Origin of the sequence: Tardiphaga sp. 619_E2_N8_4 (assembly GCF_051810905.1) — a bacterium.
GTDB lineage: Bacteria > Pseudomonadota > Alphaproteobacteria > Rhizobiales > Xanthobacteraceae > Tardiphaga > Tardiphaga robiniae.
Window position 1 is genome coordinate 481,255 of record NZ_JBPWQJ010000001.1, and the last position, 21,888, is coordinate 503,142.

Below are 21,888 nucleotides of genomic sequence, written 5' to 3' on the forward strand. Positions count from 1 at the left end.
CTGGAGCGGAAACCGGCCTGCCGATGGCCTCACTGGTCATGACGCTGTCCTGTGATCCGCTGGCCGCTCGCATCCACGACCCGGTCGCCATCCTCTTTCGAGAACGCTCCAAGCTGCGGAGTGGGCATGATGTCCAGAACCGCTTCGGATGGCCGGCAGAGTCTCACGCCCAGCGCGGAGACCACGATCGGGCGGTTCATGAGGATCGGATGGGCTTCGATGGCGTCGAGCAACTGCGCGTCGGTCAGACTGGTGTCGGAGAGGCCCAGCTCGGCATAGGGCGTGCCCTTCTCACGCAGGATGTCGCGCACCGACATGCCGGCGCGCGCGAGCAATTGAACGAGCAGGGCCCGCGACGGCGGTGTCTTCAGATACTCGATGATGTGTGGCTCGATGCCGGCATTGCGGATCATGGCCAGCGTGTTGCGCGAGGTACCGCAATTCGGGTTGTGATAGATGATGACGTCGACGCTATCAGGCACGTGACAGCTCCTTGCCATCCGACATGCATGCGGACGCCGTGGCCGGCATACAGATGTCGGGATGACCCGCGCAGCAATCCCGCATCAGGAACTGAATGAGGCCCGACAGCGCGTCGTAATCGGCGGTGTAGACAATCGAGCGGGCCTCCCGCTTCGCGCTGGCAAGGCCAGCCTGGGTCAGCTCCTTCAGATGGAAGGACACATTCGAGGCCGACACGCCTGCCGCCTCCGCGATGGCGCCGGCCGGCATCCCGGCGGGACCGGCCTGCACGAGCAGCCGCACGATGCGAAGTCGCGTCTCCTGGGACAGCGCTGCGAAAGCCGACAGGGCTTGACGTTCTTCCATATTTCAATAATCCTAAAAATATCGAATAATGGAGTAACATTGATGCTGGACCTTGCCAAGCCGGAAATTCCGCCCTCGCCACAGATCGCCGCCGACGACATCAGCATCGGGGCGCTCCTCGCCGCATGCGATGCGGCACCAAAGCTGCCCTTGGTGTTCACCTATAGCGGTCACAGCATTCAGGCGGGCTACCACATCACCGAAGTCAAGGCGGGCGCCTTTTCCGCACTTGATTGCGGCGGCAATCCCGAAGCGTGGTCGGAGATCTTCGTGCAGCTGTGGGACATCGTCGAAGGCGACCGGACCCATATGACCGCCGGAAAGTTCGCGGCCATCATCCGGAAAGTCTCCGACCATGTCGCGCTCGATATCAATGCGCGACTGACTTTCGAAGTGAGCGATGGCATCGCGCCGATGCAACTACACTGCGCGGATACCCCGCGCATACAGGGCGACGTTCTCACGGTGGCGCTTGCCCCGCGTCCGGCGAGCTGCAAGCCGCGCGACCGCTGGCTGGAGGCGCAGAAGGAAGCCAGTGCATGCTGCGCGCCGGTATCGTCCAAAAGCGCGTGCTGCCGGTAGACGCCGCGGTTCAGACCGGAGACCTGTTACTGGACCATCAACGAGAGCGCGCGGTAGAGCCCACAATCATTATCCTTTGCCACCTGCAGTCGTTACGCTGCGTCGATCCGCGAGGCGACCAGTCTCTTTTCGCAAGGCTCCTGGCGAGGAGCCGGGATGCGCAGACGCCTGGGCTTGCGACAGCAACCACGCCCGGAATGCCTGCAGCAAAGGATTCCCGGCTTTCTCCTCCGGGCAGGCGAAATAGTACGAGCCGACGCTTTTCAGGGTCAGGCTCGACAACACCTTCAATTTGCCCGACCTGAGCTGGTCGGAAATCAGGAATTCGGGAAGCAGGGCAACACCAAGACCCGAGCTTGCCGCGCTGATCAAAGTGGACTGGATATCGAAACGCGGCCCGCGGATCACATTCGTGCCGCCGAGCTCCGCAGCATCGAACCAGCGACGCCATGCATCGGCGCGTGTGACGAGATGCAGAAGCCGCAGCTCGGCGACCTCGCTTGGCGGCAATTCGCCGCGCCTGCCGATCAGCGTCGGCGATCCGACCGGCAGAAGAATTTCATCGAACAGATAGTCGGCCTGCGTGCCCGGCCAGTCCGGTTCGCCGAAATACAGCGCGCCATCGAGCGCGGTCTCGCTGAAGAAGAAGCGCGTGTTGCGCGCACTCACATTGACGGCGACGCCGGGATGGCGCGCATAGAAGTCCGGCAGGCGCGGAATGAGCCACTGGGCGCCGACAGTGGGCAGCGCCGCGACGTCCAGAACCATGCCGTCGGCCTCATAGCCCATGATCTCGAGCGCATCGCGCTCGATCCGCTCGATCGTCTGCGCCACGCGGGTGCTGTAGGCCGCCCCTGCCCGCGTCAACGTGATGCGTTTCTTGATCCGATGAAACAGTTTCACGCCGAGCTGCGTCTCCAGCTGCGCAATCTGGCGCGACACCGCACTTTCGGTCAGCGCGAGTTCGCTGGCGGCACGGGTGACGCTGAGGTGTTTGGCAGCCGCGCTGAACGCCATCAGCGCGCCGAGGCTCGGTATTCTGCGGCGCATAGTTCATTCCAAAAACGCAAGATGTCCGCAGATTAAATTGTTTGCACGCCTAAGCACAAGGCAACAATCTCCCCGCGGATGACAAAAGTCATGGCGGGCGGCGACCTCTGGCGAGGTCACACCCCGGCAACGGTCTCAAGACATGCAGACTGCAGCGCGGTGCCCCGCACAGGTGCTTCGGTCATCAACTTCAAGGAGCACATCAGTGGCAGTCAACAAATTGCATGACGAATTCCACACGCTCGACATGGAGAGCGGCTGGCAATTGCCCGAGGGCTACAATCCCGCGTCGGGCGCGCTGGAGAAGATCCTGTCCGGATCGCTCGATACCGCGAACAAACGCGGCAGCCGGACGCGATTGCTGAAGTTCCCTCCGGGTCTCTTCACCACACAGCAGATCGTTCACGACCACTGGGAAGAAGTCTTTCTCGTCTCCGGCGACCTGATCGTTGGCAATGACGAGAACGGGCAAGGCGGCACGCCGTTCGCCGGCTACACCTACGCCGTTAGACCGCCAGGCGCGTGGCATGGTCCGTTCAAATCCGAGGGCGGCTGCCTGCTTCTCGAAATGCACTACTACGATCCCGCCTGAGAGCCACAGAAACGATGACGGCAGCCTCTTGGAGGGACCGCCGATCAGAGCCGATGCTCCCTGAAATCCCCGCAAGAGGTCTTGATAGAATGAGTAATGCGAAGCTTCCCGTCATCATCGCCGGTGCAGGGCCGGTCGGCATGGTGGCTGCCGCAGATCTGGTGCGACAGAACATTCCGGTTCTGGTGCTCGAGAAAAACGACGCGCTGAGCAGCGAGTCGCGCGCATCGACGTTCCATCCGCCCACGCTGGACATGCTCGACGATCTCGGTTTCGCCAGCACGTTGATTGCACAGGGGCTGAAGGCACCGACGGTCCAGTACAGTTCGTCCGAGGACGGTGTGCTCGGCACATTCGATTTCGCGGCGATCTCCGATCTGGTGCGGCATCCGTTCCGCCTGCAAGCCGAACAGTTCAAACTCACACGCATCATTCTGGACGCCCTGTCCGGCAATCCGCTGTTCTCGATCGCGTTCGGCAGCGAGGTCAAATCGGTCGAGCAGACCAGCGATACCGTCAAGGTGGTGGTCACGGCCAACGGCCACGACACCACGCATGAATGCGCCTGGCTGATCGGCGCCGATGGTGCGAACAGCATCGTCCGCCGCAGCCAGGATATGGAATTCGAGGGCTTCACCTGGCCCGAGCGTTTCCTCGTGATGACGACACCGGTCGATTTCACCGCGCTTCGGCCGGGCGTCTCGTCGGTCAGCTATGTCGCCGATCCCGAACGCTGGTACTTCCTTCTGCGTATCCTCGGCGCATGGCGCGTGATGATGCCGGTGGCCGCGGAAACATCCGATGAGGAAGCACTGTCCGAAGCCTATGTGACGGCGTCGATCCGGCGGATCGTTCCCGCAGAGCTGGACGCCCCCATCCTCCACACGACGCTCTATCGTGTGCACCAGCGCGTCGCCGCGAATTTCCAGAAAGGCCGCACGTTTCTGGCCGGTGACGCCGCCCATATCAACAACCCGCTCGGCGGCATGGGCATGAATGGCGGCATTCATGATGCATTGAACCTGACCGCGAAGCTGGGTTCAGTCATCAACGGCACGGCTGATGAGGGCATTCTCGCCGATTACGATCTGCAGCGCCGCACGGTCACGATGCAGGCCATTCAGGGCGACACCATCCGCAACAAGAAGAACCTCGAAGCGAAAGACGAAGCCGATCGCGCGCGTTTCCGCGACGACATTCGCGCAGCAGCCGCCGATCCGGAAAAGGGACGAGCGCTATTGCGCCGGATCGCGATGCTCGACTCGCTTGAGCGGGCCGGTGCGTTGCATGTGGCTGAGCACCGCCCGGGGTGATCAGCAACTCTCTCTGAGACGATGTCGACGGCAACCGGTCACTCGGCTGGATAAGAACCGCGGCAGTGGAAGCGCCAGTAAGCCTGGAGGAGCCAACACCATGGTTCCCAAGATGTCATGCAGGAGTTTCAGAATGCCAAGCAAGGATTTACGGATGAAGTGGACGACGTTTCTTTTGGCGGCGCTGGTAGCGCCTGTCGCCTTGGGCGTGCCCGGCGCGGCAGCGGCCGGCTTTCCGGAAAAAATGATCACAATCGTGGTCCCTTATCCGGCTGGAAGCACGGCGGACGCGATTCCACGACTGGTGGCTCCGCTGATGTCGAAGTCGCTCGGCGTCACCGTGATCATCGAGAACCGCGGCGGCGCCAACGGCTCCATCGGGGCGGCTCGCGTCGCCGCTTCGCCGGCGGATGGCTATACGATTCTGCTCGCGACAACCGGCATGATGGCGATCAATCCGTGGATCTATGAAAAGCCCGCCTATAATTCCGAAAAGGATTTCGCGCCCATCACCAATGGCGCTTCGACGCCGAACATCCTGGTCGTCAATCCGTCGGTCAAGGCGAACTCGCTGAAGGAACTGGTGGCGCTGGCCAAGGCCGAGCCGGGCAAGCTGACATTTGCGTCAGCCGGTATCGGCAGCACGAGCCATCTGTGCGGCGAGACGCTGAAGGTGCTCGAAGGCATCGATGCCGTCCACATCCCGTATCAGGGCGCAGCTCCGGCACTTCAGGATGTCATCGGTGGTCAGGTGTCCATGATGTGCGATAATCTGTCGAACACGGTCCAGCAGGTACAAAGCGGAGCGCTGAGGCCCATCGTCGTGACCGCGCCTGAACCAAGCAAACAGCTGCCCAATGTGCCGACGTCACCGCAGGCAGGCTATCCCGATCTCCTCGCGGGCAACTGGTACGGCTTTGTCGCTCCATCGGCGACCCCCAAGGACGTGATTGAGAAGCTCAACACATCGATCGTGGAGGCGTTGCGAGATTCAACTGTTTCGGCTCGCCTGGAAGGCCTTGGTTTGACCGTGATCGCGGACAAGCCCGATCAGTTCGGAGCTGTTATCGCCAAGGATTCTGCGCGGATGGAAAATATCGTGAAGCGCTCGAAAGCGAAGATTTCCAACTAGGGATTTTTCGGCATCTCTCCGAGCTTAAACTGATATTGACTTTAGTCCTAGATCGAGTTACCTCGATTCCAGCCTGCTCGATTGCTGCGTGCTCATGACACACAGCATCGATCAGACTGCAGCGGCGACCCGGTCATCCGGGCAGCTGCTGGTGGAGCGCCGGGAGGCGCAGCGTTCGCTCGGCGGGCTTCGCACCCCCACCGATGTCGTAACGCGCGCGTCTTCCTTGCGGGACTCGCAATCCCGCAGGTGCTGACGTGCGGGCCGGCCCTCGCAAGGCCAGCCTCAAGGGGTCTCGCAAACCCCTGGCGCCTCCCGGCGCTCCATTCTCGCAATGGGAAACGGGATGAAGGGTCGTCCGCGCCCTCGCCGAAGCGGAGATCGGCGCGTGCCTTATGCGACCTGCGCGCGGACGGACAGTTCCGCATCCGGCGCAGCAATGGCCTGAGCGCGCAGCAGCTCGACAATCTCCTCATTCGGCCGCGCCCGGCTGAACAGGAAGCCCTGCCCTTCATGGCAGCCTTCGCTGCGCAGGCAGGCGAGTTCGGATTCGGTCTCGACGCCTTCCGCCGTGATGGTGACACCGAGGCCCATGCCGAGGCTGATGATCGAACGCACGATGGCCTGCGCGTCTCGATTGGAGCCGAGATCGCGCACGAAGGACTGGTCGATCTTGATCTTGTCGAACGGAAAGCTTCTGAGATAGCTCAGCGACGAATAGCCGGTTCCGAAATCGTCCATCGAGATGCGCACGCCGAGCGCGCGCAGCGCGTGCAGGGTCGCCAGCACCTGATTGCTCTTTTCCAGCAGCAGCGTCTCGGTGATTTCAAGCTCAAGCCGCCGCGGCGGCAGTCCCGAATGCTTCAGCGCATCCATCACCACCGAGAGCAGATTGCCGACGCGGAACTGCAGCGGCGATAGATTGACTGCGACGCGCACTTCATCGGGCCAGCGCGCAGCCTCATTGCAGGCGCGGCGCAGGATCTGCGTGCCGAGCGCATTGATCAGGCCGGTGTCTTCCGCAACGGGGATGAAATCCGCCGGGGAAATCATGCCGCGCTCCGCATGCGGCCAGCGCACCAGCGCCTCGCAGCCGGTGATGCGGCCGGTCTTGAGATCGATCAGCGGCTGGTAGAAGGGCCGGAGCTGATCGTCCTGAATGGCGGAGCGCAGATCGATCTCGATCTTGCGGCGCGCCTGCGCGCGAGCGTCCATGCCGGACTCGAAGAAGCTGAAGGTGCCGCGCGAGTCGTTCTTGGCGCGCGACAGCGCCATGTCGGCGTTCTTGAGCAACCGCTCGGATTCGTCGCCGTCGCTCGGCGCCATCGCGATGCCGATGCTGGCACCGATGACCACCGAATGACCGTCGAGCAGATAGGTCTCACCGACGGCATCGAGCAGCCGGCGCGCCAGCAGCACGACATCCTCGGGACGGTTGATGCCGGTCTGGATGATGGCGAATTCGTCCGAGTTCAGCCGCGCCAGCGCGTCTTCCTCGCGCAACGACGACCGCAACCGCCGCGCCACGCCGCGCAGCAGCTTGTCGCCGATACCATGGCCGAGCGTGTCGTTGACACCCTTGAAGTTGTCGAGGCCGAGAAACAGCACCGCGACCTTCTCGCCGGTGCGCCGGGTATGTGCGAGGACCTCGTCGAGACGCTGGCGCAGCAGGTTGCGATTTGGCAGGCCGGTGAGGCCATCATGATGCGACATGAAAGCCAGCCGCATCTCGGCACGCTTGCGCTCCGTGATATCCATCAGCGCCAGCATCACGGCTGGCTCCTCGTTGTAGACGAGGTGCCGCGAATAGATCGCCAGATCGATCAGCGAGCCGTCGGCCTTGACGTGTTTCCAGGTTCGCGCGGCCTGCTCGTCATTGGCGTGATCGCCGACCCAGGGCGGGGCGGCCTCGAAAGCCTGCAACTGGCGGATGGTGAGCTTCTCGAATTCCGGACGCGTGTAACCGTAATGTTCGATCGCAGCGTCGTTGACGCTGAGGATGCGTTCGTCATCGAGCGCACAGACGATCATCGGCACCGGATTGCTCTCGAACAGCAGGCGGAACGACGCCTCGCGCTGTTTCAGCTCGGTGATGTCGACGCGCAGACCGATGACACCGCCGTCTTCGGTGAGCCGCTCTTCGATCAGGACGACGCGGCCATCGGCCAGAACCTGTTCGTGACGTTCGCCTGGATGGAACAGCTTGGCGACGCGTTCCGCGATCCATTCGTCCTCGCGACCGATGGCCTCAGGATAGTCGCCGCGTTCGACACCGACGCGGATCGTGTCCTGCAGACGCGCACCCGGCACGAACTGATCCGAGCTGCGGTTGTAGATTTCCGCGTACTTCTTGTTCCAGAGGATGTAGCGCCCGTCGGAATCGAGAAACACGATGCCTTGCGGCAGGATGTCGATCGCCTCGCGCAGACGCTCGTGGGATTTGCGGGCTTCCGCGATCGCCGCCTCGGCCTGGGCACGCTGGCGCACGATCTCGCGAATGGGACCGCTGACAAGACCCTTTTTCGGCGCCAGTTTCGGTGCAGCCGCGATCGCCCGGCTCGGCCGGGTGATCCGAGACGCCAGTCCGGCTTTCGCTTTCTTTTTCGCTTCAGGCCGGAACTTCGGCATCAATGATCCACTCGCAACGCGCGTGTGACAATATGTGCAAGAAGTGTCTGAAAAAACGGTATCAATGCCCGTTCACAGCAACCGATTACCGTCTGAACTGCGCGCCTGTACACATCCCGTGCCTTCACAACAGGCAAAAGCCGTGGGCCTATGGTTACCCATGTCTGGATGTTACCGGGTCACGCGCGATCATCCCCGCCAAGTGAGAGACGCAAGCGGCTCGAAACGCTGATAAAACGACTGAGCCGGTCGCAACGGGAGGACCAGCAAACCCAAACGCAAAAAAAAGCGCCAGCGTCAGACATGGTTACCCGCGCATTAAAATCATGCGTGCCGCAGGTCACTCACCTCATCGACAGCTTCAGCTATAGTCGCGGCATGAGCCTTCGCCTGATTCTCAGCCTCATATTCCTGCCCGCCGTCATTGCTTCAACGCCGCTGGCGTTGGCGCAAACCAAAGGCAGCGTCGATCTGAAACCGCTGCCGCCGCTGGCCAATCCGAACGACCCGGCCATCGGCGCCAAAGAACTATTCGGCCGCAAGGTGCTGCCGACGAAATCGCCGGTGCGCGTGGTCGGCTTCTACGCCAAGGGCTGCATCGCAGGTGCCGAAGCGCTGCCGATCAACGGGCCGACCTGGCAGGTGATGCGGCTATCGCGCAACCGCAACTGGGCGCATCCGCAACTCGTCGAGCTGCTGGAGCGGCTATCGGTCAAGGCTAACAAGAACGCCGGCTGGCCAGGCATCCTAGTCGGTGACATGTCGCAGCCGCGCGGCGGCCCGATGATCACAGGCCATGCCAGCCATCAGGTCGGGCTTGATGCCGATATCTGGCTGACGCCGATGCCGAACCGCCAGCTCTCGCGCAACGAGCGCGAGGAGATGTCGGCGGTGATGATGGTGCGGCACGACCGGCTCGACATCGATCCGACTACCTGGACGCCGTCCCATCTGCCGGTGATCCGCGCCGCGGCGGTGGAGCCCAGCGTGGAGCGCATCTTCGTCAACGCCGCCATCAAGAAGGCGCTGTGCCGCGAGGCCAAAGGCGACCGCAGCTGGCTGTCGAAGGTGCGGCCGATGTACGGCCATGATTATCATTTCCATGTCCGCATCAAATGCCCGGTCGGCAGTGCCGAATGCGAATCCCAGCCACCGCCGACTGATTCCGAGGGCTGCAGCGCCGGCGATCTGGCTTACTGGTTCAGCGATGCCGTGCTGCATCCAAAGCCGCCGCCGGTTCCGCCCAAGCCGAAGCCACCGATGACGCTCGCAGAAATGCCGGCTGCGTGCCGACAGGTTCTGACGGCACCGTGATCGGCCGATTGGCTATCGCATTGTCGTGAAACCGGGTTAGAACACGCCATCGTTGTGCCGTAAGCCGACGATCAACAACGGGCGCCCCTCCCGCACTCCTTCCATATCAGCCGCGGCTGTCAGCTGCCCGGCCCAATCGGCGAGATCCAACATGCGCATCAGTGCACGCAACCAGATCAAGGGTACTGTCCTCGAAGTCACCAAGGGCGCGACCACGTCGCATGTCCGCGTCGACATCGGCGGCGGCCAGGTCGTGACCTCGTCAATCACCAACGAAGCCGTTGACGATCTGGCGCTCAAGGCCGGCGGCAAATGCATCGTCGTGGTGAAAGCCTCCGACGTCATGATCGCGGTGGATTGATCATGTATGCGCGTCTGATTGTCGCGCTCACACTGCTCGGTTCGGCGCCTGCGCTATTTGGCTCGGCGCCAGCCTGGGCGGCCGAGCCCAGCGGCTGTGACAAGTTCAAGTGGTCGATCGACAAGGAACGCGCCGCACTGACGGCGCAAGATCGCCTCAAGATTACCTCTGGTGCCGACCTCGCAATTCCCGCCGCAGCGATCCTTGATTTGAAGACACCCGCTGAGGCGAAGCTGCCGACGTCCCCAGAGCGAAAGCCGAAAGACGGCACATTTGCAGGCTTTGCGCGCTTCCAGAAGGCGCCGAAGGCCGGCACATACACCGTCAGCCTGTCGTCGGCGGCGTGGGTCGACGTGGTGCAGGATGGCGAGATCCTGAAGCCGATGGAGTTCAGCGGCGCGACCGACTGCGCCGGCATCCGCAAGACCATGAAGTACGATCTCGCGGCAGGTCCGTTCGTGATCCAGGTCAGCGGCGTCACTGAAAACACCATCAGCTTGGCCGTGCTGCCGTCCGAGTGACGGCAGCCTTAGAGGCCTCCGCGCCCAAGGGCCTTTACCCCCTTGGCCAGCCTGATATTATTCCCCAGCGATATCCCTGCGGACCGTAAGTCCTCGGGATTGCCGGAACGGCGCTTCCGCCTGTCGCATGTCCCACCCAACCAACACCTGAGTTGCGCGCACTTTGCGCTGCGCTCACGCATGGAGCGCCACATGAACCGTTTTGCCGGACTTTTCGCTGCGTTCTCGATCCTGCTCGGATCGACCTTCACGCCTGCCCATGCGCAGGACAAAACCCTCACCGTGTTCGCCGCAGCGTCGATGAAGAACGCGCTCGACGAGCTCGATGCCGCCTACACTGCCAAGACCGGCGTGAAGATCACCGCCAGCTATGCTGCAAGCTCGGCGCTCACCAAGCAGATCGAACAAGGCGCGCCGGCCGACGTCTTCGTGTCCGCCGACACCGACTGGATGGACTACGCCATCGGCAAAAAGAACATCAACGTCGCCACGCGCACCGACCTCCTCGGCAACAGCATCGTGCTGATCGCCGCAAAGGACGCCAAGCTCGACAACGTCACCATCGGTCAAGGCTTCGATCTCGCCAAGCTCGCCGGCGACGGCAAGATCGCCACCGGCGATGTGAAGTCGGTCCCAGTCGGCAAATACGCAAAGGCCGCGCTTGAGAAGCTCGACAGCTGGACCGCCGCCGAGTCGAAATTCGCCATGGCCGAGAGCGTGCGCGCTGCGCTGACGCTGGTCTCACGCGGTGAAGCTCCGCTTGGCATCGTCTATGCGACCGATGCCAAGATCGATCCGGGCGTGAAGATCATCGGCACCTTCCCGTCGGACTCGCACCCGGCGATCATCTATCCGGTCGCGGCGACCACCACCGCGAAGACCGAAGCTGCCGACTATCTGGCCTTCCTGAGGTCATCGGCCGCAAAGACGGTTCTTGAGAAGTACGGCTTCACGTTCCTGGTCAAGCCGACGTCCTGACACGTGTCCGACATCTCCCCTGAAGAATGGACGGCGATCCTGCTTTCAGTCAGGGTCGCCGTGATCGCGACATTGATCTCGACGCCGATTGGAATCGGCGTCGCTTGGCTGCTCGCGCGACGTGACTTCTGGGGCAAGCCGATCATCGACGCCATAATCTATCTGCCGCTGGTGCTGCCGCCCGTCGTCACCGGCTATCTACTGCTGTTGCTGCTCGGCAAGCGCGGCATTCTCGGCGCGTGGCTCTCCGAACATCTCGGCATCGTCTTCGCCTTTCGCTGGACGGGTGCCGCGCTTGCATGCGGCGTGATGTCGTTCCCTCTGCTGGTGCGGCCGATCCGGCTCTCGATTGAAGCGGTTGACCGGCGGCTCGAACAGGCGTCGAGCACGCTCGGCGCATCGCCCTGGAAAGTGTTTGCGACCGTGACCCTGCCGCTGGCGCTGCCCGGCGTCCTGGCCGGCATGGTGCTCGGCTTTGCCAAGGCCATCGGCGAATTCGGCGCCACTATTACTTTTGTCTCAAACATTCCCGGCGAGACCCAGACGATTTCCTCCGCGATCTACTCGTTGATCCAGACGCCCGACGGTGACGCGGCAGCCTCACGTCTGGTGATGATCTCCATCGGCATCGCCGTACTGGCGCTTATCGCTTCGGAATGGTTCGCGCGCCGCGCGACGCAACGGCTACACGGAAACTGATCGTGCTGCGCGTTGATGTGTTCAAACAACTCGGCGAATTTTCAGTCGACGTCGCCTTCACCAGCGAAGGCCGCGTGACGGGCCTGTTCGGCTCCTCAGGCGCGGGCAAGACCTCGCTGGTCAGCATGATTGCCGGCCTCGTGCAGCCGGATCGCGGCATAATCGCCGTGGATAGTGACGTGCTCTATGACGGCAGCGCGCGCATCCACGTCCCGCCGCATCGGCGCCGCATCGGCTACGTGTTTCAGGATGCGCGACTGTTTCCGCATCTGAGCGTCGCGCAGAACCTCGACTACGGTCGCCGGATGAACCGTCTGACACGCGATCCCGCTGAGGAAACACGCATTACGGAGATGCTTGATATCGGACATCTGCTCGATCGCCGTCCCGGCGGCCTCTCGGGCGGCGAACGCCAGCGCGTCGCGCTGGGACGTGCGCTGCTATCTCAACCGAGACTGCTACTGCTCGACGAACCGATGGGTGCGCTCGACGAGGAGCGGAAGGCGGAGATCCTGCCCTACCTCAAGCGGCTGCGCGATGCAGGCGATGTGCCGATGGTCTTCGTCAGTCACGATGCCGACGAGATGCGGCAACTGGCGACGCAGGTCGTGATGCTGAAGCGTGGCCGTGTCGCGGCCTTCGGTGGCACCGAGATCCTGCCGCGTATCATCCCGGCAGCCTGAGCCAATCAGGCGCCGGACAGCGTGGTCCAGCCTCGCTTCAGTTTCGCCTTGAGGGCTTGCCTGCGTGTCAGCTTTGGCGGCGCGGGATCTTCATCTTCGGGCAGACGCAGGCCAACCACATTAACGCGTCCGCCACCAAGACTGCGCGCGACAAGATCAATACTGTCGATCGGCAAGGCGGCGCCAACAGTCGGCGCATGATCGAGATGGATATCGAAATAATCGGCCAGCGTCAGCGATGCCTGGGCTGGATCGACGGCGATGCCGTAGATCGCCGCAAGATCGCCGAGAGTGATTTCGCCAGACACCATGAAATCACCAAGCAGATGCGGGTCCGGCGCCGTGCTCGGCGGCATGTCGACAAAGAAGCGATCCAGCGCCTCGGCCTTTTCCGGCGGCGCCAGCAGATAGATGTAATCGCCGGCCGTAACAGGCTCGGCCTCCGCCGGCGTCAGTATGCGCTCATCGCGAATGACCAGCGTCGGCTTCGACCACGACGGAATGAGGTTGCGTTTCAGATAGAGGCTCTTCGGGCGCACGGCATAGCCGACCAGTTGCTGTTCGAGCTGACCTGGCAAATCGAGTTCGATACGGCGCGGCCCCCTGTCGGTGCGCGGCAGAGCGACATGCAGCTTCCGGGCGGCAAAAGCCAGCGTCCATCCCTGAAACAACAGCGAGATGATCACGACCACGAAAGCGACGTCGAAATACAGCGACGCCTTGGGCAGACCAACCAGCATCGGGATCGAGGCAAGGAAGATTGCGACGGCACCGCGCAGACCGACCCACGAAACGAACATCTTTTCGCGCCAGTTGAAGCGGAAGGGCTGCAAACACAGGAAGACCGCGACCGGGCGCGCCACGAACATCAGAACCAGGGCAACGCCGACCGCCGGAACGATGCTGCCCACCAGCCGCTCCGGCGACACCAGAAGACCGAGCATGACGAACATCACGATCTGCGCCAGCCACGTCGCAGCGTCGAGGAACGTCACCACGGAATTATGCGCCCGCGTCGGACGATTGCCGATGATGATGCCGGCAAGATAGACCGCCAGAAAGCCTGAGGCGTGAGCGATCTGAGCCAGCCCGAAGATCACCAGAGCCGCGGTGCAGACGAAGGGCGCATGCAACCCCTGCGGCAACGCCACGCGATTCATGGCCAGGACAACCAGCCGGCCACCGACGACGCCAATCAGGGTGCCCAGCACGGCTTCCTGAACAAATTCCATTGCTACGTGACCGGCAGAGGCGTCCCCCAGCGACAGAAGCTTGACCAGCGTCAGGGTCAGAAAGACGGCGAACGGATCGTTCGTTCCGGACTCAACTTCCAGCGTCGCGCCAACCCTCGGCCTAAGGCGTAGGCCTTGCGCGTGGACCAGCAGAAAAACAGCCGCCGCGTCAGTGGAAGCCACCACCGCGCCAGTTAGCAGCGCCTGGGTCCAGTTCAGGTCGAGGGCATATTTGGCGACCGGTGCCGTGATCAACGCCGTCAACAACACGCCAATCGTGGCCAGCACCATCGACGGGGCCAGCACCGCGCGAATGGCCTGAAATCGTGTCTTCAACCCACCGTCGAAGAGGATCAGCGCGAGTGCAACCGAGCCGACCACATAGGTTGTATGGACATCGTCAAACCGCAGTCCGCCGGGGCCCGCTTCGCCGGCCACCATGCCGATAAACAGGAAGAACAGCAGTAAGGGCGCGCCGAAGCGAAGCGCGAGCAGGCTGGACAGGATGCCGGCCATGACCAGAACTGCGCCGAGAAGGATGGCAATGCTGACGGAATCAAGTGACGCCATGAGGCTCCGAGGCCGGAAATACTTGTAAATCCATGCTTATCGTCGTCATCCCGAGACGCCAAACGTTTTCTGCGTGATATCTATTTGCAGGTATATTTCTCGGAAATTGCCCAAGGCAGAAGCTCCACTCAATGGCGTCGACGTGGTGCTTGTGTGAATCTCTACCCATCCGAATCAAATACGCCGTCCAGCGATGATTCCACACCACACGATACATTCACGACAACGAGAGCTGCGCGATGCTTGACCTGACCGACACCCACGAATTCGTGCTGGCAACCGCACGATCGTTCGGCGCCGAGGTAACCTCGCCGTGGTTCTATTTGCAGCTCGGACTTATGATGGCCGGCGGCGGCATTGCCTTCGCCATCGGGGCCGCAATCCGCTCGCGGGTCGATATGACCTCGCTGGCGATGGGCTGGCCGGCGCCGCTGCGCATGTTCATGCGCATTCTCGTCGGCAGCGCGGCCACTGCGGCCTTTGCGATCCTGATGACCCTCGACCGCGTGATCATGCTGAGCGTGACATGGCCCAGCCGCAGCTATTTGCTGTCAGTGGCCGCGAAGCTTGCACTCGCGTGGCTAGTGATCCGGCTTGTCACCAGCGTGATCCGTAACGAATTCCTAGTCCGGCTGGTGTCGATCTCGGCCTGGTTCGTGGCGGCCCTCAGCATTGTCGGCCAGTTGCAGCCGACCATCACCATGCTGGATGCGAACGGGATCGACCTCGGCGGCCTCCGGTTGACCCCGCTACTCTTGATCAAGCTCGGCGTCTTGCTCGCGGTAGCGCTATGGCTCTCGAACATCGCCAGCAATTTTCTCGAAGGACGCATCAGGCAATCCCATGACCTCACGCCCTCGATCCAGGTCCTGCTGATCAAGCTAGTGCGTCTGCTCTTGATGGTGTTCGCCGTCGCTCTCGTCATGGGTGCGGTCGGCATCAACCTCTCGGCGCTCGCCGTGTTCTCCGGTGCAGTCGGTGTCGGTATCGGTTTCGGCCTGCAGAAAATCGTCGCCAATTTCATCAGCGGCGTGATCCTGCTGGCGGACAAATCGGTGAAACCCGGCGATCTCGTCACCATCGGGGACAGCTCCGGCCGCATCAGTGCGATGAATACGCGCTACATCTCGGTCGCCGCGGGCGACGGCCGCGAGTTCCTGATCCCCAACGAGGACCTCATTACCCAGAAGGTGGTGAACTGGACTTATACGGACAAGGACACGCTGGTGAAGGTCAATTTCAGCGCCAATTACGATGCGGATCCGCGCGTCGTCTGCAAGCTGGCTATCGACGTCGCAACGGCATCGCCACGGGCCAATACGGCCAAGACGCCGAACTGCATCCTCACTGAATTCGCCGAAGCCGGCATGAAATTCTCGCTGACCTTCTGGATCGACTCGCCCGACGGCATGGATGCCGTGAAGAGCGAGGTGATGCTGGGACTGTGGGATGCCTTCAAGCGTGAGGGCATCCGCGTGCCCTATCCGGTCCGCGAGCTGAAGATCCGTGGCGGTGCACTACCGGTCGAAACCATTGTCGAAGTCGCATCCGGTCCGGAGTAGTTCCGATGAAGCTACAGGCCGATCTGGTTCCGGCGACGCTGCTGCGGCGCTACAAGCGCTTCCTTGCCGATGTCGAGCTCGCCGATGGCAGCATGATCACCGCCCATGTCGCCAATCCCGGCGCGATGCTCGGCCTGCAGGCGCCCGGCGCGCGGGTCTGGCTGTCGAAGTCGCCGAGCAAGACCCGCAAGCTGCCTTTTTCATGGGAGCTGATCGAAGCCGATTTCGGCAATGGCCCGGAACTGGTCGGCGTCAATACAATGCACCCCAATGCCATTGTCGCCGAGGCGCTGGCCGCCAATGCGATCCCCGAACTCGCCGGCTACGACACCATCCGCCGTGAGGTGAAATACGGCGCTGCGTCGCGGGTGGATTTCCTGCTGGAACACCCGTCACGGCCGCCCTGCTATGTCGAGGTCAAAAACGTCCACATGATGCGCCAGCCAAGTTTGGCCGAATTCCCGGATTCCGTCACCGCGCGCGGCGCCCGCCATCTCGACGAACTGGCCGCCATGGTCGCCGCAGGCGCCCGGGCCGTGATGTTGTTCGTGGCCCAGATCGGTTCGTCCACGGCTTTTGCGCTGGCGCGGGATATCGACCCGGCATATAGCCGCGCCTTTGACAAGGCCCGCGCCGCAGGCGTCGAAGCCATCGCCTATACCTGCCGGATCGACCATGGCGGCATCGTTCTGGCCGGCCGAGTGCCGATTCAGCCATGAATATGGTCGGCTTGGGAACCGAGCGATGAGATCCCGGAGGGGCTGCTTTGGCTTGCGCTGACCGCCCCAGCCATTAAATTGGGGCCTCAAATCGCACATTCCCGTCGCATCCTGCCTGGCAAGATCACCTGATGAGCTACGTCGAAGCCTCCGAAACCTCCCAGCGCAAAACCGGTCAGATCAAGCTGCATGGTCCCGCCGCTTTTGCTGGCATGCGCAAGGCCGGCGCGCTGGTGTCGCAGTGTCTCGACGAGCTGACCGATCTGGTGAAGCCGGGCGTGCTGACCTCGGCGATCGACGACTTCGTCCGCGAATTCGCCTTCAGCCATGGCGCCTTCCCGGCCACGCTGATGTATCGCGGCTATCGCTATTCGACCTGCACGTCGATCAATCATGTGGTCTGCCATGGCATGCCCGGCGACCGTGCGCTGAAGGAAGGCGACATCGTCAATGTCGACGTCACCTTCATCGTCGAGGGCTGGTATGGCGATTCCAGCCGGATGTATGGCGTCGGCGAACTCGCCCGCAAGGCGGAACGACTGGTCGAGGTCACTTATGAATCGCTGATGCGCGGCATCGCCGTGGTCAAGCCCGGCAATACCACCGGCGACATCGGCCATGCGATCCAGAGCTTCGTCGAACCGCAGCAGATGAGCGTGGTGCGCGATTTTTGCGGCCATGGCCTCGGCCGTATGTTCCATGACGAACCGAACATCATCCATGTCGGCCGCCCCGGCGAAGGCGTGACCTTGCGCCCCGGCATGTTCTTCACCATCGAGCCGATGATCAATCTCGGCAAGCCGCATGTGAAGGTTCTGTCCGACGGCTGGACCGCCGTGACCCGCGACCGGTCGCTGTCGGCGCAGTTCGAGCACACCGTTGGCGTAACCGCCACCGGCGTCGAGATTTTCACGCTGTCCAAGCGGCATAACGAACAGCCGCCCGCGCCCGTCGCCTAAACTTCAAATCGCCACACGACAGCGAACACTTTCTGGTTGCAAATGCAGCCGGGCACGGCATGCTCGCGGATAATGTCCATGCGAGCGTTTGCGCCACATGCCCGTTAGCCCCATCGATCCGACTGTGCCGCCGGGTCTTGCCGAAGCGCCGCATTATCATGGCCATCGGGAGCGACTGCGTGAGCGCTTTCGCAGCGTCGGCGCCGATGCGCTGAGCGACTACGAACTGCTGGAAATGGTGCTGTTCCGTGCGCTGCCGCGCAGGGATGTGAAGCCGCTGGCGAAATCGCTGATCACCAAGTTCGGCTCCTTTGCCGAAACCGTGCATGCCCCGGACACGCGGCTGCGCGAAATCGGCGGCCTCGGCGAAGCCGCCATCACCGAGATCAAACTGATCGCTGCTGCCACCAGCCGCGTTGCCAAGGGGCAATTGAAACAGCGCACCGCATTGTCGTCATGGGCCACGGTGATCGACTATTGCCGCACGGCCATGGCCTTCGCCGACAAGGAGCAGTTCCGCATTCTGTTCCTGGACAAGCGCAACCAGTTGATCTCGGACGAGGTCCAGCAGGTCGGCACCGTCGATCACACACCGGTCTATCCGCGTGAGGTCGTGAAGCGCGCGCTCGAACTGTCAGCGACGGCCATCATCATGGTGCACAATCATCCTTCCGGCGACCCGACACCGTCGCAGGCCGATGTGCAGATGACCAAGGCGGTGATCGATGTCGCCGCCCCGCTCGGCATCGCGGTGCATGATCACATCATCGTCGGTAAACACGGCCACGCCAGCCTTAAGGGGCTGAAGTTGATCTAAGGCCAATCAGAACACTTAGTTTTTGATGGTTTTGACGTATTCTTCTGCTGCTCGAATGCCGCTCTTTGCCTTGAGTGTTAAAGCAGTTGTCCGCGGCTTCCATTCGGACACCAATTTTTCTGCGTTCTTAAGTTCTTGTTCGGACAACAGTGCAGCCATCTCATTCACATTTTTCGCGGGCGCCAGCTTCGAGAGTTTGAAATACGCATACGACAAAGACAGATCCTTTGGCGCTCCTTTTCCGGCGGAATACAAACGGGACAAACCAAAGAGGGCACCGGGATATCCCTGATCACCCGCCCTCTTCCACCACTTGAGCGCTTCTTCCGAATTTCCTCGCTTGTCATACAGATTGGCGACATCGTGCTGCGCAAGCGCATAGCCGGCTTCGGCAGAAACAAGCTTGTATTTTAAAGCTTGATCCGAGTCAGACTCCACGATGCCTGCGCCTTGCCCGTCATAGTAACAACCAAGCTTGTAGGCTCCCAACGGGTCGTTCAACGCAGCCGATTTTTGAAACCACTCAAAGGCCTGCCTGCGATCCTGTTGTGTGCCGATGCCATTATTGTACATCATGCCCACATGATATTGCGCCTCTGCATCTCCCTTGTTCGCCAATGCGACCATTGCATTAAAGGTGTCTGCGTCATTTGCGTTGGCAGGCATTGAGAAAAATAAAAGGCACGAAAAAGCCAAGGCGAAAAATTTCATCTCACCCTCCAATCGGGTTTGAACCATTTCATCTTGGTAACGCGCAGCGGAAATAGGTTCGAAGAAGCTGATTTGAACCAGACGGATTGATGCGTAGCGCGCAATCCAGGCAACGACCTCTCCTCGTCGTCCCCGCAAAAGCGGGCGCGGAGCGACCTCCTACTGTCGCAGCAGGATGAGCGGATCAGCACTATCCGGCACACGGCGCCACTGCGCGTTGTCGTCAGCCTCGAAATGCCAGGTCTCGCCCGATGCTGACATCATCAGCAATTCGCCGCGTTCGAGGCGCCACTGTTTGGGATTGAAATTCGCCACCAGGGGGTCGCAGCGCGGCTTCAGGAACACGGCGAAATTATCCTGGGTCGTCTCGGTATTGGTCAGCGTCAGACCGCAGACCACGCGGCCGCTGCCGCGCACCATCGACCAATCGCCAATCATCTGGTCCATCGACTTGGTCAGCGAGCGGGCTGCAGCGAGATTCTGCAGGATATAGACGCCTTCGCCGGTACGAATGCCTTCGAAGATGCCGCTCTCGACTTCGGTGAAATCGATCACCGCTTCGCCCGTCGGATTCTGCAGCCGGACGATATCGAGCCCCTTGATGTTCCAGGCTGCGATGTCCTTGGTGAAGGGCAGCGCCTTTGCGCAATCCGGTTCGAGTTCGAGCTTCAGCCCCTGTGGCGACGTGTCGTTCTTCAGCGTCACCACGCAGGTCTTGCTGCGCTCGGTGGTGGAGAGCTCCCACTGCCCGATCATGTTTTTTCGAAGGGTGGCAGCGTCCTGCGCTCGCGCCGGTGCGCCGACGAGCATCGCGCCGGCAACTGCCAGCGCAAAATATCGACAGCGCCCCGACGCGAGTCTCACGATCAGCGCCCCTTTATCGGTGTTTCCGCAATCGGCGTCGTCGGCGCCTTGCCGGCGAACCAGAGCTTGAGGTTGTCGACCACCAGCTGATCCATCGCGTTGCGCGTCACCACCGACGCCGAGCCGACATGCGGCAGCAGCACGACGTTCTGCATCGACTTCAGCTCGTCCGGCACCTTGGGCTCTTGCGCAAACACGTCGAGGCCAGCGGCCAGAATAGTGCCCGATTTGAGGGCCGCAATCAGTGCAGGCTCGTCGATCACCGAACCGCGCGCGATATTGATGATGATGCCGCGCGGACCGAGCGCCTGCATGACTTCCGCGTTGACGAGATTGGCCGTCGACGGTCCGCCCGGCGTAATGACGATCAGCGTATCCACCGCCTTCGCCATCTCGATCAGGTTCGGATAATGCTTGTGCGAGACGCCAGCGGCGGGGTTGCGCGAGTGATAGACCACCGGTACCAGCGAGGCGTCGAGACGGCGCGCGATGGCCTGACCGATGCGGCCCATGCCCACCATGCCGACCTTGCGATCACGCAGCGAGCCGACTGTGAGCGGATAGGGCTGCGTCAGCCACAGGCCCGAACGGACATATTTGTCCGCTTTGATGAATTCGCGGGCAGTCGCGATGAACAGGCCGAGCGCCGTATCGGCGACTTCCTCGGTCAGCACATCCGGCGTGTTGGTAACGAGGATGTTGTTCTCGGCGGCATATTTCGCGTCGATGTGATCGTAGCCGACGCCGAACGAGGAGATGATCTCGACCTTGGGATATTTCGCCAGCACGGCGCTGTTGGTTGGCACCAGGCCGGTCACGGCAATGCCACGGATTTTCTCGGCGACGCCCGCCGGCAGCCGTTCGAGATCGTGCTGGGTTTCATATTTATGCAATACGAACTGATCCGAGAAACCGTTATTGATCAGCGGCTTCGTCGGTCCATAGATCAGCAGGTCGATTTTGTCCGAAGAGATTCCCGTCCCCATTATTTTTCCTTTCGCAGTGCACTCTCATGCCAGCGCCGCAACACAATGTGGGATACCAGCGCGAGCAGCATATAAATCACAATCCCCGCAACGGACAGCAACAATAACGCAGCGAACATTCGGGGAATATTGAGGCGATAGCTGGATTCCGAAATGCGATAGGCGAGGCCTGAACCAGCACCCGCCGCACCTGCAGCGATTTCCGCCGCCACCGCGCCGATCAGCGACAATCCGCCGGCAATGCGCAATCCGCCAAGTATGAATGGCAGTGCCGCCGGAAACTTCAGATAGCGCAGCACCTGCCAGCGCGATGCGCGGTAGAGCTGGAATAGCCCGGCCAGATTGCGATCTACCGAATTGAGACCGAGCGTCGTATTGGCCAGCACCGGGAAGAATGCCACGATCCAGGCGCAGACAACGACGGCCGTCTGCTGCGGCAGATAGATCAGCATCAGCGGCGCGATGGCGATGACGGGCGTCACCTGCAGCACGATGGCATAGGGCAGCAGCGAATATTCCAGCCATTTGGACTGGTTGAACAACAGAGCCAATGCGATGCCGCCGATGGCTGCGGCGATGAAGCCCTCCAGCGCGGTCAAAAGCGTCACGCCGAGGGATTCAGACAGAACCGGCCAGTCGGCGATCAGCGTCTTGAAAACGAGTAAGGGGCCGGGCAGCAAATAGGGCGGGATTTCGCCGATCCGAACGACGAGATCCCACAACACGATGCCCGCAATGAACACGACGACGGGCCAGACAATGCGCTGCCATTGCATATCGCTGCCCG

The 21,888-nt window shown here is 61.7% G+C and carries 23 protein-coding genes; 14 read left to right on the plus strand and 9 right to left on the minus strand.

Translation table 11 applies throughout. From position 1 onward, the window contains the following. Positions 1–29: 29 nt before the first annotated feature. Together arsC and AB8A23_RS02330 are read right to left on the minus strand one after the other, a co-directional pair. Positions 30–482: an arsenate reductase (glutaredoxin) gene (arsC, locus tag AB8A23_RS02325; RefSeq protein WP_439057007.1), complete on the minus strand. Its 453-nt coding sequence runs from the start codon at positions 480–482 to the stop codon at positions 30–32. Beyond that, positions 475–828, minus strand: coding sequence for an ArsR/SmtB family transcription factor (locus tag AB8A23_RS02330; RefSeq protein ID WP_439057006.1), 354 nt, complete (start codon positions 826–828; stop codon positions 475–477). The genes arsC and AB8A23_RS02330 overlap by 8 nt, the downstream gene beginning before the upstream one ends. 42 nt (positions 829–870) lie before the next feature. Between AB8A23_RS02330 and AB8A23_RS02335 the strand changes: the two genes are divergently transcribed. Further along, positions 871–1,410, plus strand: coding sequence for a DUF6428 family protein (locus AB8A23_RS02335; protein WP_439057005.1), 540 nt, complete (start codon positions 871–873; stop codon positions 1,408–1,410). Between the two features lie 69 nt (positions 1,411–1,479). On the opposite strand, the gene AB8A23_RS02340 is transcribed toward AB8A23_RS02335, so the two are convergent. Further along, positions 1,480–2,460, minus strand: a complete 981-nt coding sequence (locus AB8A23_RS02340; protein ID WP_439057004.1) for a LysR substrate-binding domain-containing protein — start codon at positions 2,458–2,460, stop codon at positions 1,480–1,482. A 205-nt stretch (positions 2,461–2,665) separates the two neighbouring features. On the opposite strand from AB8A23_RS02340, the gene AB8A23_RS02345 reads away from it, so the two are divergent. The 3 genes from AB8A23_RS02345 (at position 2,666) to AB8A23_RS02355 (ending at position 5,497) form a co-directional block, all read left to right on the plus strand. Next, positions 2,666–3,052: a cupin gene (locus AB8A23_RS02345; protein WP_439057003.1), complete on the plus strand. Its 387-nt coding sequence runs from the start codon at positions 2,666–2,668 to the stop codon at positions 3,050–3,052. A gap of 89 nt (positions 3,053–3,141) precedes the next feature. After that, complete coding sequence (locus AB8A23_RS02350; RefSeq protein ID WP_439057002.1) at positions 3,142–4,365, plus strand: FAD-dependent oxidoreductase; 1,224 nt, start codon at positions 3,142–3,144, stop codon at positions 4,363–4,365. Between the two features lie 154 nt (positions 4,366–4,519). Then, the gene (locus tag AB8A23_RS02355) at positions 4,520–5,497 is read left to right on the plus strand and encodes a Bug family tripartite tricarboxylate transporter substrate binding protein (RefSeq protein WP_176454493.1); all 978 of its coding nucleotides are present in this window, start codon (positions 4,520–4,522) and stop codon (positions 5,495–5,497) included. Between the two features lie 393 nt (positions 5,498–5,890). Here the strand turns inward: AB8A23_RS02355 and AB8A23_RS02360 are convergent, their stop codons facing one another. After that, positions 5,891–8,125, minus strand: a complete 2,235-nt coding sequence (locus AB8A23_RS02360) for a putative bifunctional diguanylate cyclase/phosphodiesterase (protein WP_092140036.1) — start codon at positions 8,123–8,125, stop codon at positions 5,891–5,893. 378 nt (positions 8,126–8,503) lie between these two features. Here AB8A23_RS02360 and mepA point away from each other — a divergent pair, with 378 nt between their 5' ends. The 6 genes from mepA (at position 8,504) to modC (ending at position 12,681) form a co-directional block, all read left to right on the plus strand. Further along, a complete protein-coding gene (mepA, locus tag AB8A23_RS02365) occupies positions 8,504–9,439 on the plus strand; it encodes a penicillin-insensitive murein endopeptidase (RefSeq protein WP_093760098.1) in 936 nt (311 codons plus the stop codon). A 151-nt stretch (positions 9,440–9,590) separates the two neighbouring features. Further along, positions 9,591–9,800 (plus strand): TOBE domain-containing protein, encoded by a 210-nt coding sequence (locus AB8A23_RS02370; protein WP_089262895.1) that lies wholly within the window; start codon positions 9,591–9,593, stop codon positions 9,798–9,800. 2 nt (positions 9,801–9,802) lie between these two features. Beyond that, positions 9,803–10,321, plus strand: a complete 519-nt coding sequence (locus AB8A23_RS02375; RefSeq protein ID WP_439057001.1) for a hypothetical protein — start codon at positions 9,803–9,805, stop codon at positions 10,319–10,321. 192 nt (positions 10,322–10,513) lie between these two features. Next, positions 10,514–11,299 carry a molybdate ABC transporter substrate-binding protein gene (gene modA, locus AB8A23_RS02380; RefSeq protein WP_439057000.1) on the plus strand — a complete coding sequence of 262 codons (786 nt, stop codon included), beginning with the start codon at positions 10,514–10,516 and terminating at the stop codon, positions 11,297–11,299. A gap of 3 nt (positions 11,300–11,302) precedes the next feature. Further along, the gene (gene modB, locus AB8A23_RS02385) at positions 11,303–11,998 is read left to right on the plus strand and encodes a molybdate ABC transporter permease subunit (protein ID WP_439056999.1); all 696 of its coding nucleotides are present in this window, start codon (positions 11,303–11,305) and stop codon (positions 11,996–11,998) included. A 2-nt stretch (positions 11,999–12,000) separates the two neighbouring features. Then, complete coding sequence (gene modC, locus AB8A23_RS02390; RefSeq protein WP_068733910.1) at positions 12,001–12,681, plus strand: molybdenum ABC transporter ATP-binding protein; 681 nt, start codon at positions 12,001–12,003, stop codon at positions 12,679–12,681. Positions 12,682–12,686: 5 nt separating this feature from the next. Here modC and AB8A23_RS02395 read toward each other — a convergent pair whose 3' ends face one another. Beyond that, on the minus strand, positions 12,687–14,483 hold the full coding sequence (locus AB8A23_RS02395) for a potassium/proton antiporter (RefSeq protein ID WP_439056998.1): 1,797 nt from the start codon (positions 14,481–14,483) through the stop codon (positions 12,687–12,689). A gap of 239 nt (positions 14,484–14,722) precedes the next feature. On the opposite strand from AB8A23_RS02395, the gene AB8A23_RS02400 reads away from it, so the two are divergent. From AB8A23_RS02400 to radC, 4 genes are all read left to right on the plus strand, one after another. Then, positions 14,723–16,045 (plus strand): mechanosensitive ion channel family protein, encoded by a 1,323-nt coding sequence (locus AB8A23_RS02400; protein ID WP_175368541.1) that lies wholly within the window; start codon positions 14,723–14,725, stop codon positions 16,043–16,045. A gap of 5 nt (positions 16,046–16,050) precedes the next feature. Continuing rightward, positions 16,051–16,764: a DNA/RNA nuclease SfsA gene (sfsA, locus tag AB8A23_RS02405; protein WP_439056997.1), complete on the plus strand. Its 714-nt coding sequence runs from the start codon at positions 16,051–16,053 to the stop codon at positions 16,762–16,764. A gap of 131 nt (positions 16,765–16,895) precedes the next feature. Further along, positions 16,896–17,723, plus strand: coding sequence for a type I methionyl aminopeptidase (gene map, locus AB8A23_RS02410; RefSeq protein ID WP_439056996.1), 828 nt, complete (start codon positions 16,896–16,898; stop codon positions 17,721–17,723). Between the two features lie 97 nt (positions 17,724–17,820). Further along, entirely contained in the window at positions 17,821–18,540 is a 720-nt protein-coding gene (gene radC / locus AB8A23_RS02415; protein WP_439056995.1) for a RadC family protein, read from the plus strand. 15 nt (positions 18,541–18,555) lie between these two features. On the opposite strand, the gene AB8A23_RS02420 is transcribed toward radC, so the two are convergent. The 4 genes from AB8A23_RS02420 to AB8A23_RS02435 form a co-directional block, all read right to left on the minus strand. Then, positions 18,556–19,251: a tetratricopeptide repeat protein gene (locus AB8A23_RS02420; protein ID WP_439056994.1), complete on the minus strand. Its 696-nt coding sequence runs from the start codon at positions 19,249–19,251 to the stop codon at positions 18,556–18,558. A 159-nt stretch (positions 19,252–19,410) separates the two neighbouring features. After that, positions 19,411–20,061, minus strand: a complete 651-nt coding sequence (locus tag AB8A23_RS02425; RefSeq protein ID WP_231081229.1) for an AprI/Inh family metalloprotease inhibitor — start codon at positions 20,059–20,061, stop codon at positions 19,411–19,413. A 56-nt stretch (positions 20,062–20,117) separates the two neighbouring features. Beyond that, positions 20,118–21,101, minus strand: coding sequence for a 2-hydroxyacid dehydrogenase (locus AB8A23_RS02430; RefSeq protein WP_089266316.1), 984 nt, complete (start codon positions 21,099–21,101; stop codon positions 20,118–20,120). Continuing rightward, on the minus strand, positions 21,101–21,877 hold the full coding sequence (locus tag AB8A23_RS02435; protein WP_231081230.1) for an ABC transporter permease: 777 nt from the start codon (positions 21,875–21,877) through the stop codon (positions 21,101–21,103). The genes AB8A23_RS02430 and AB8A23_RS02435 overlap by 1 nt, the downstream gene beginning before the upstream one ends. Between the last annotated feature and the right edge of the window lie 11 nt (positions 21,878–21,888).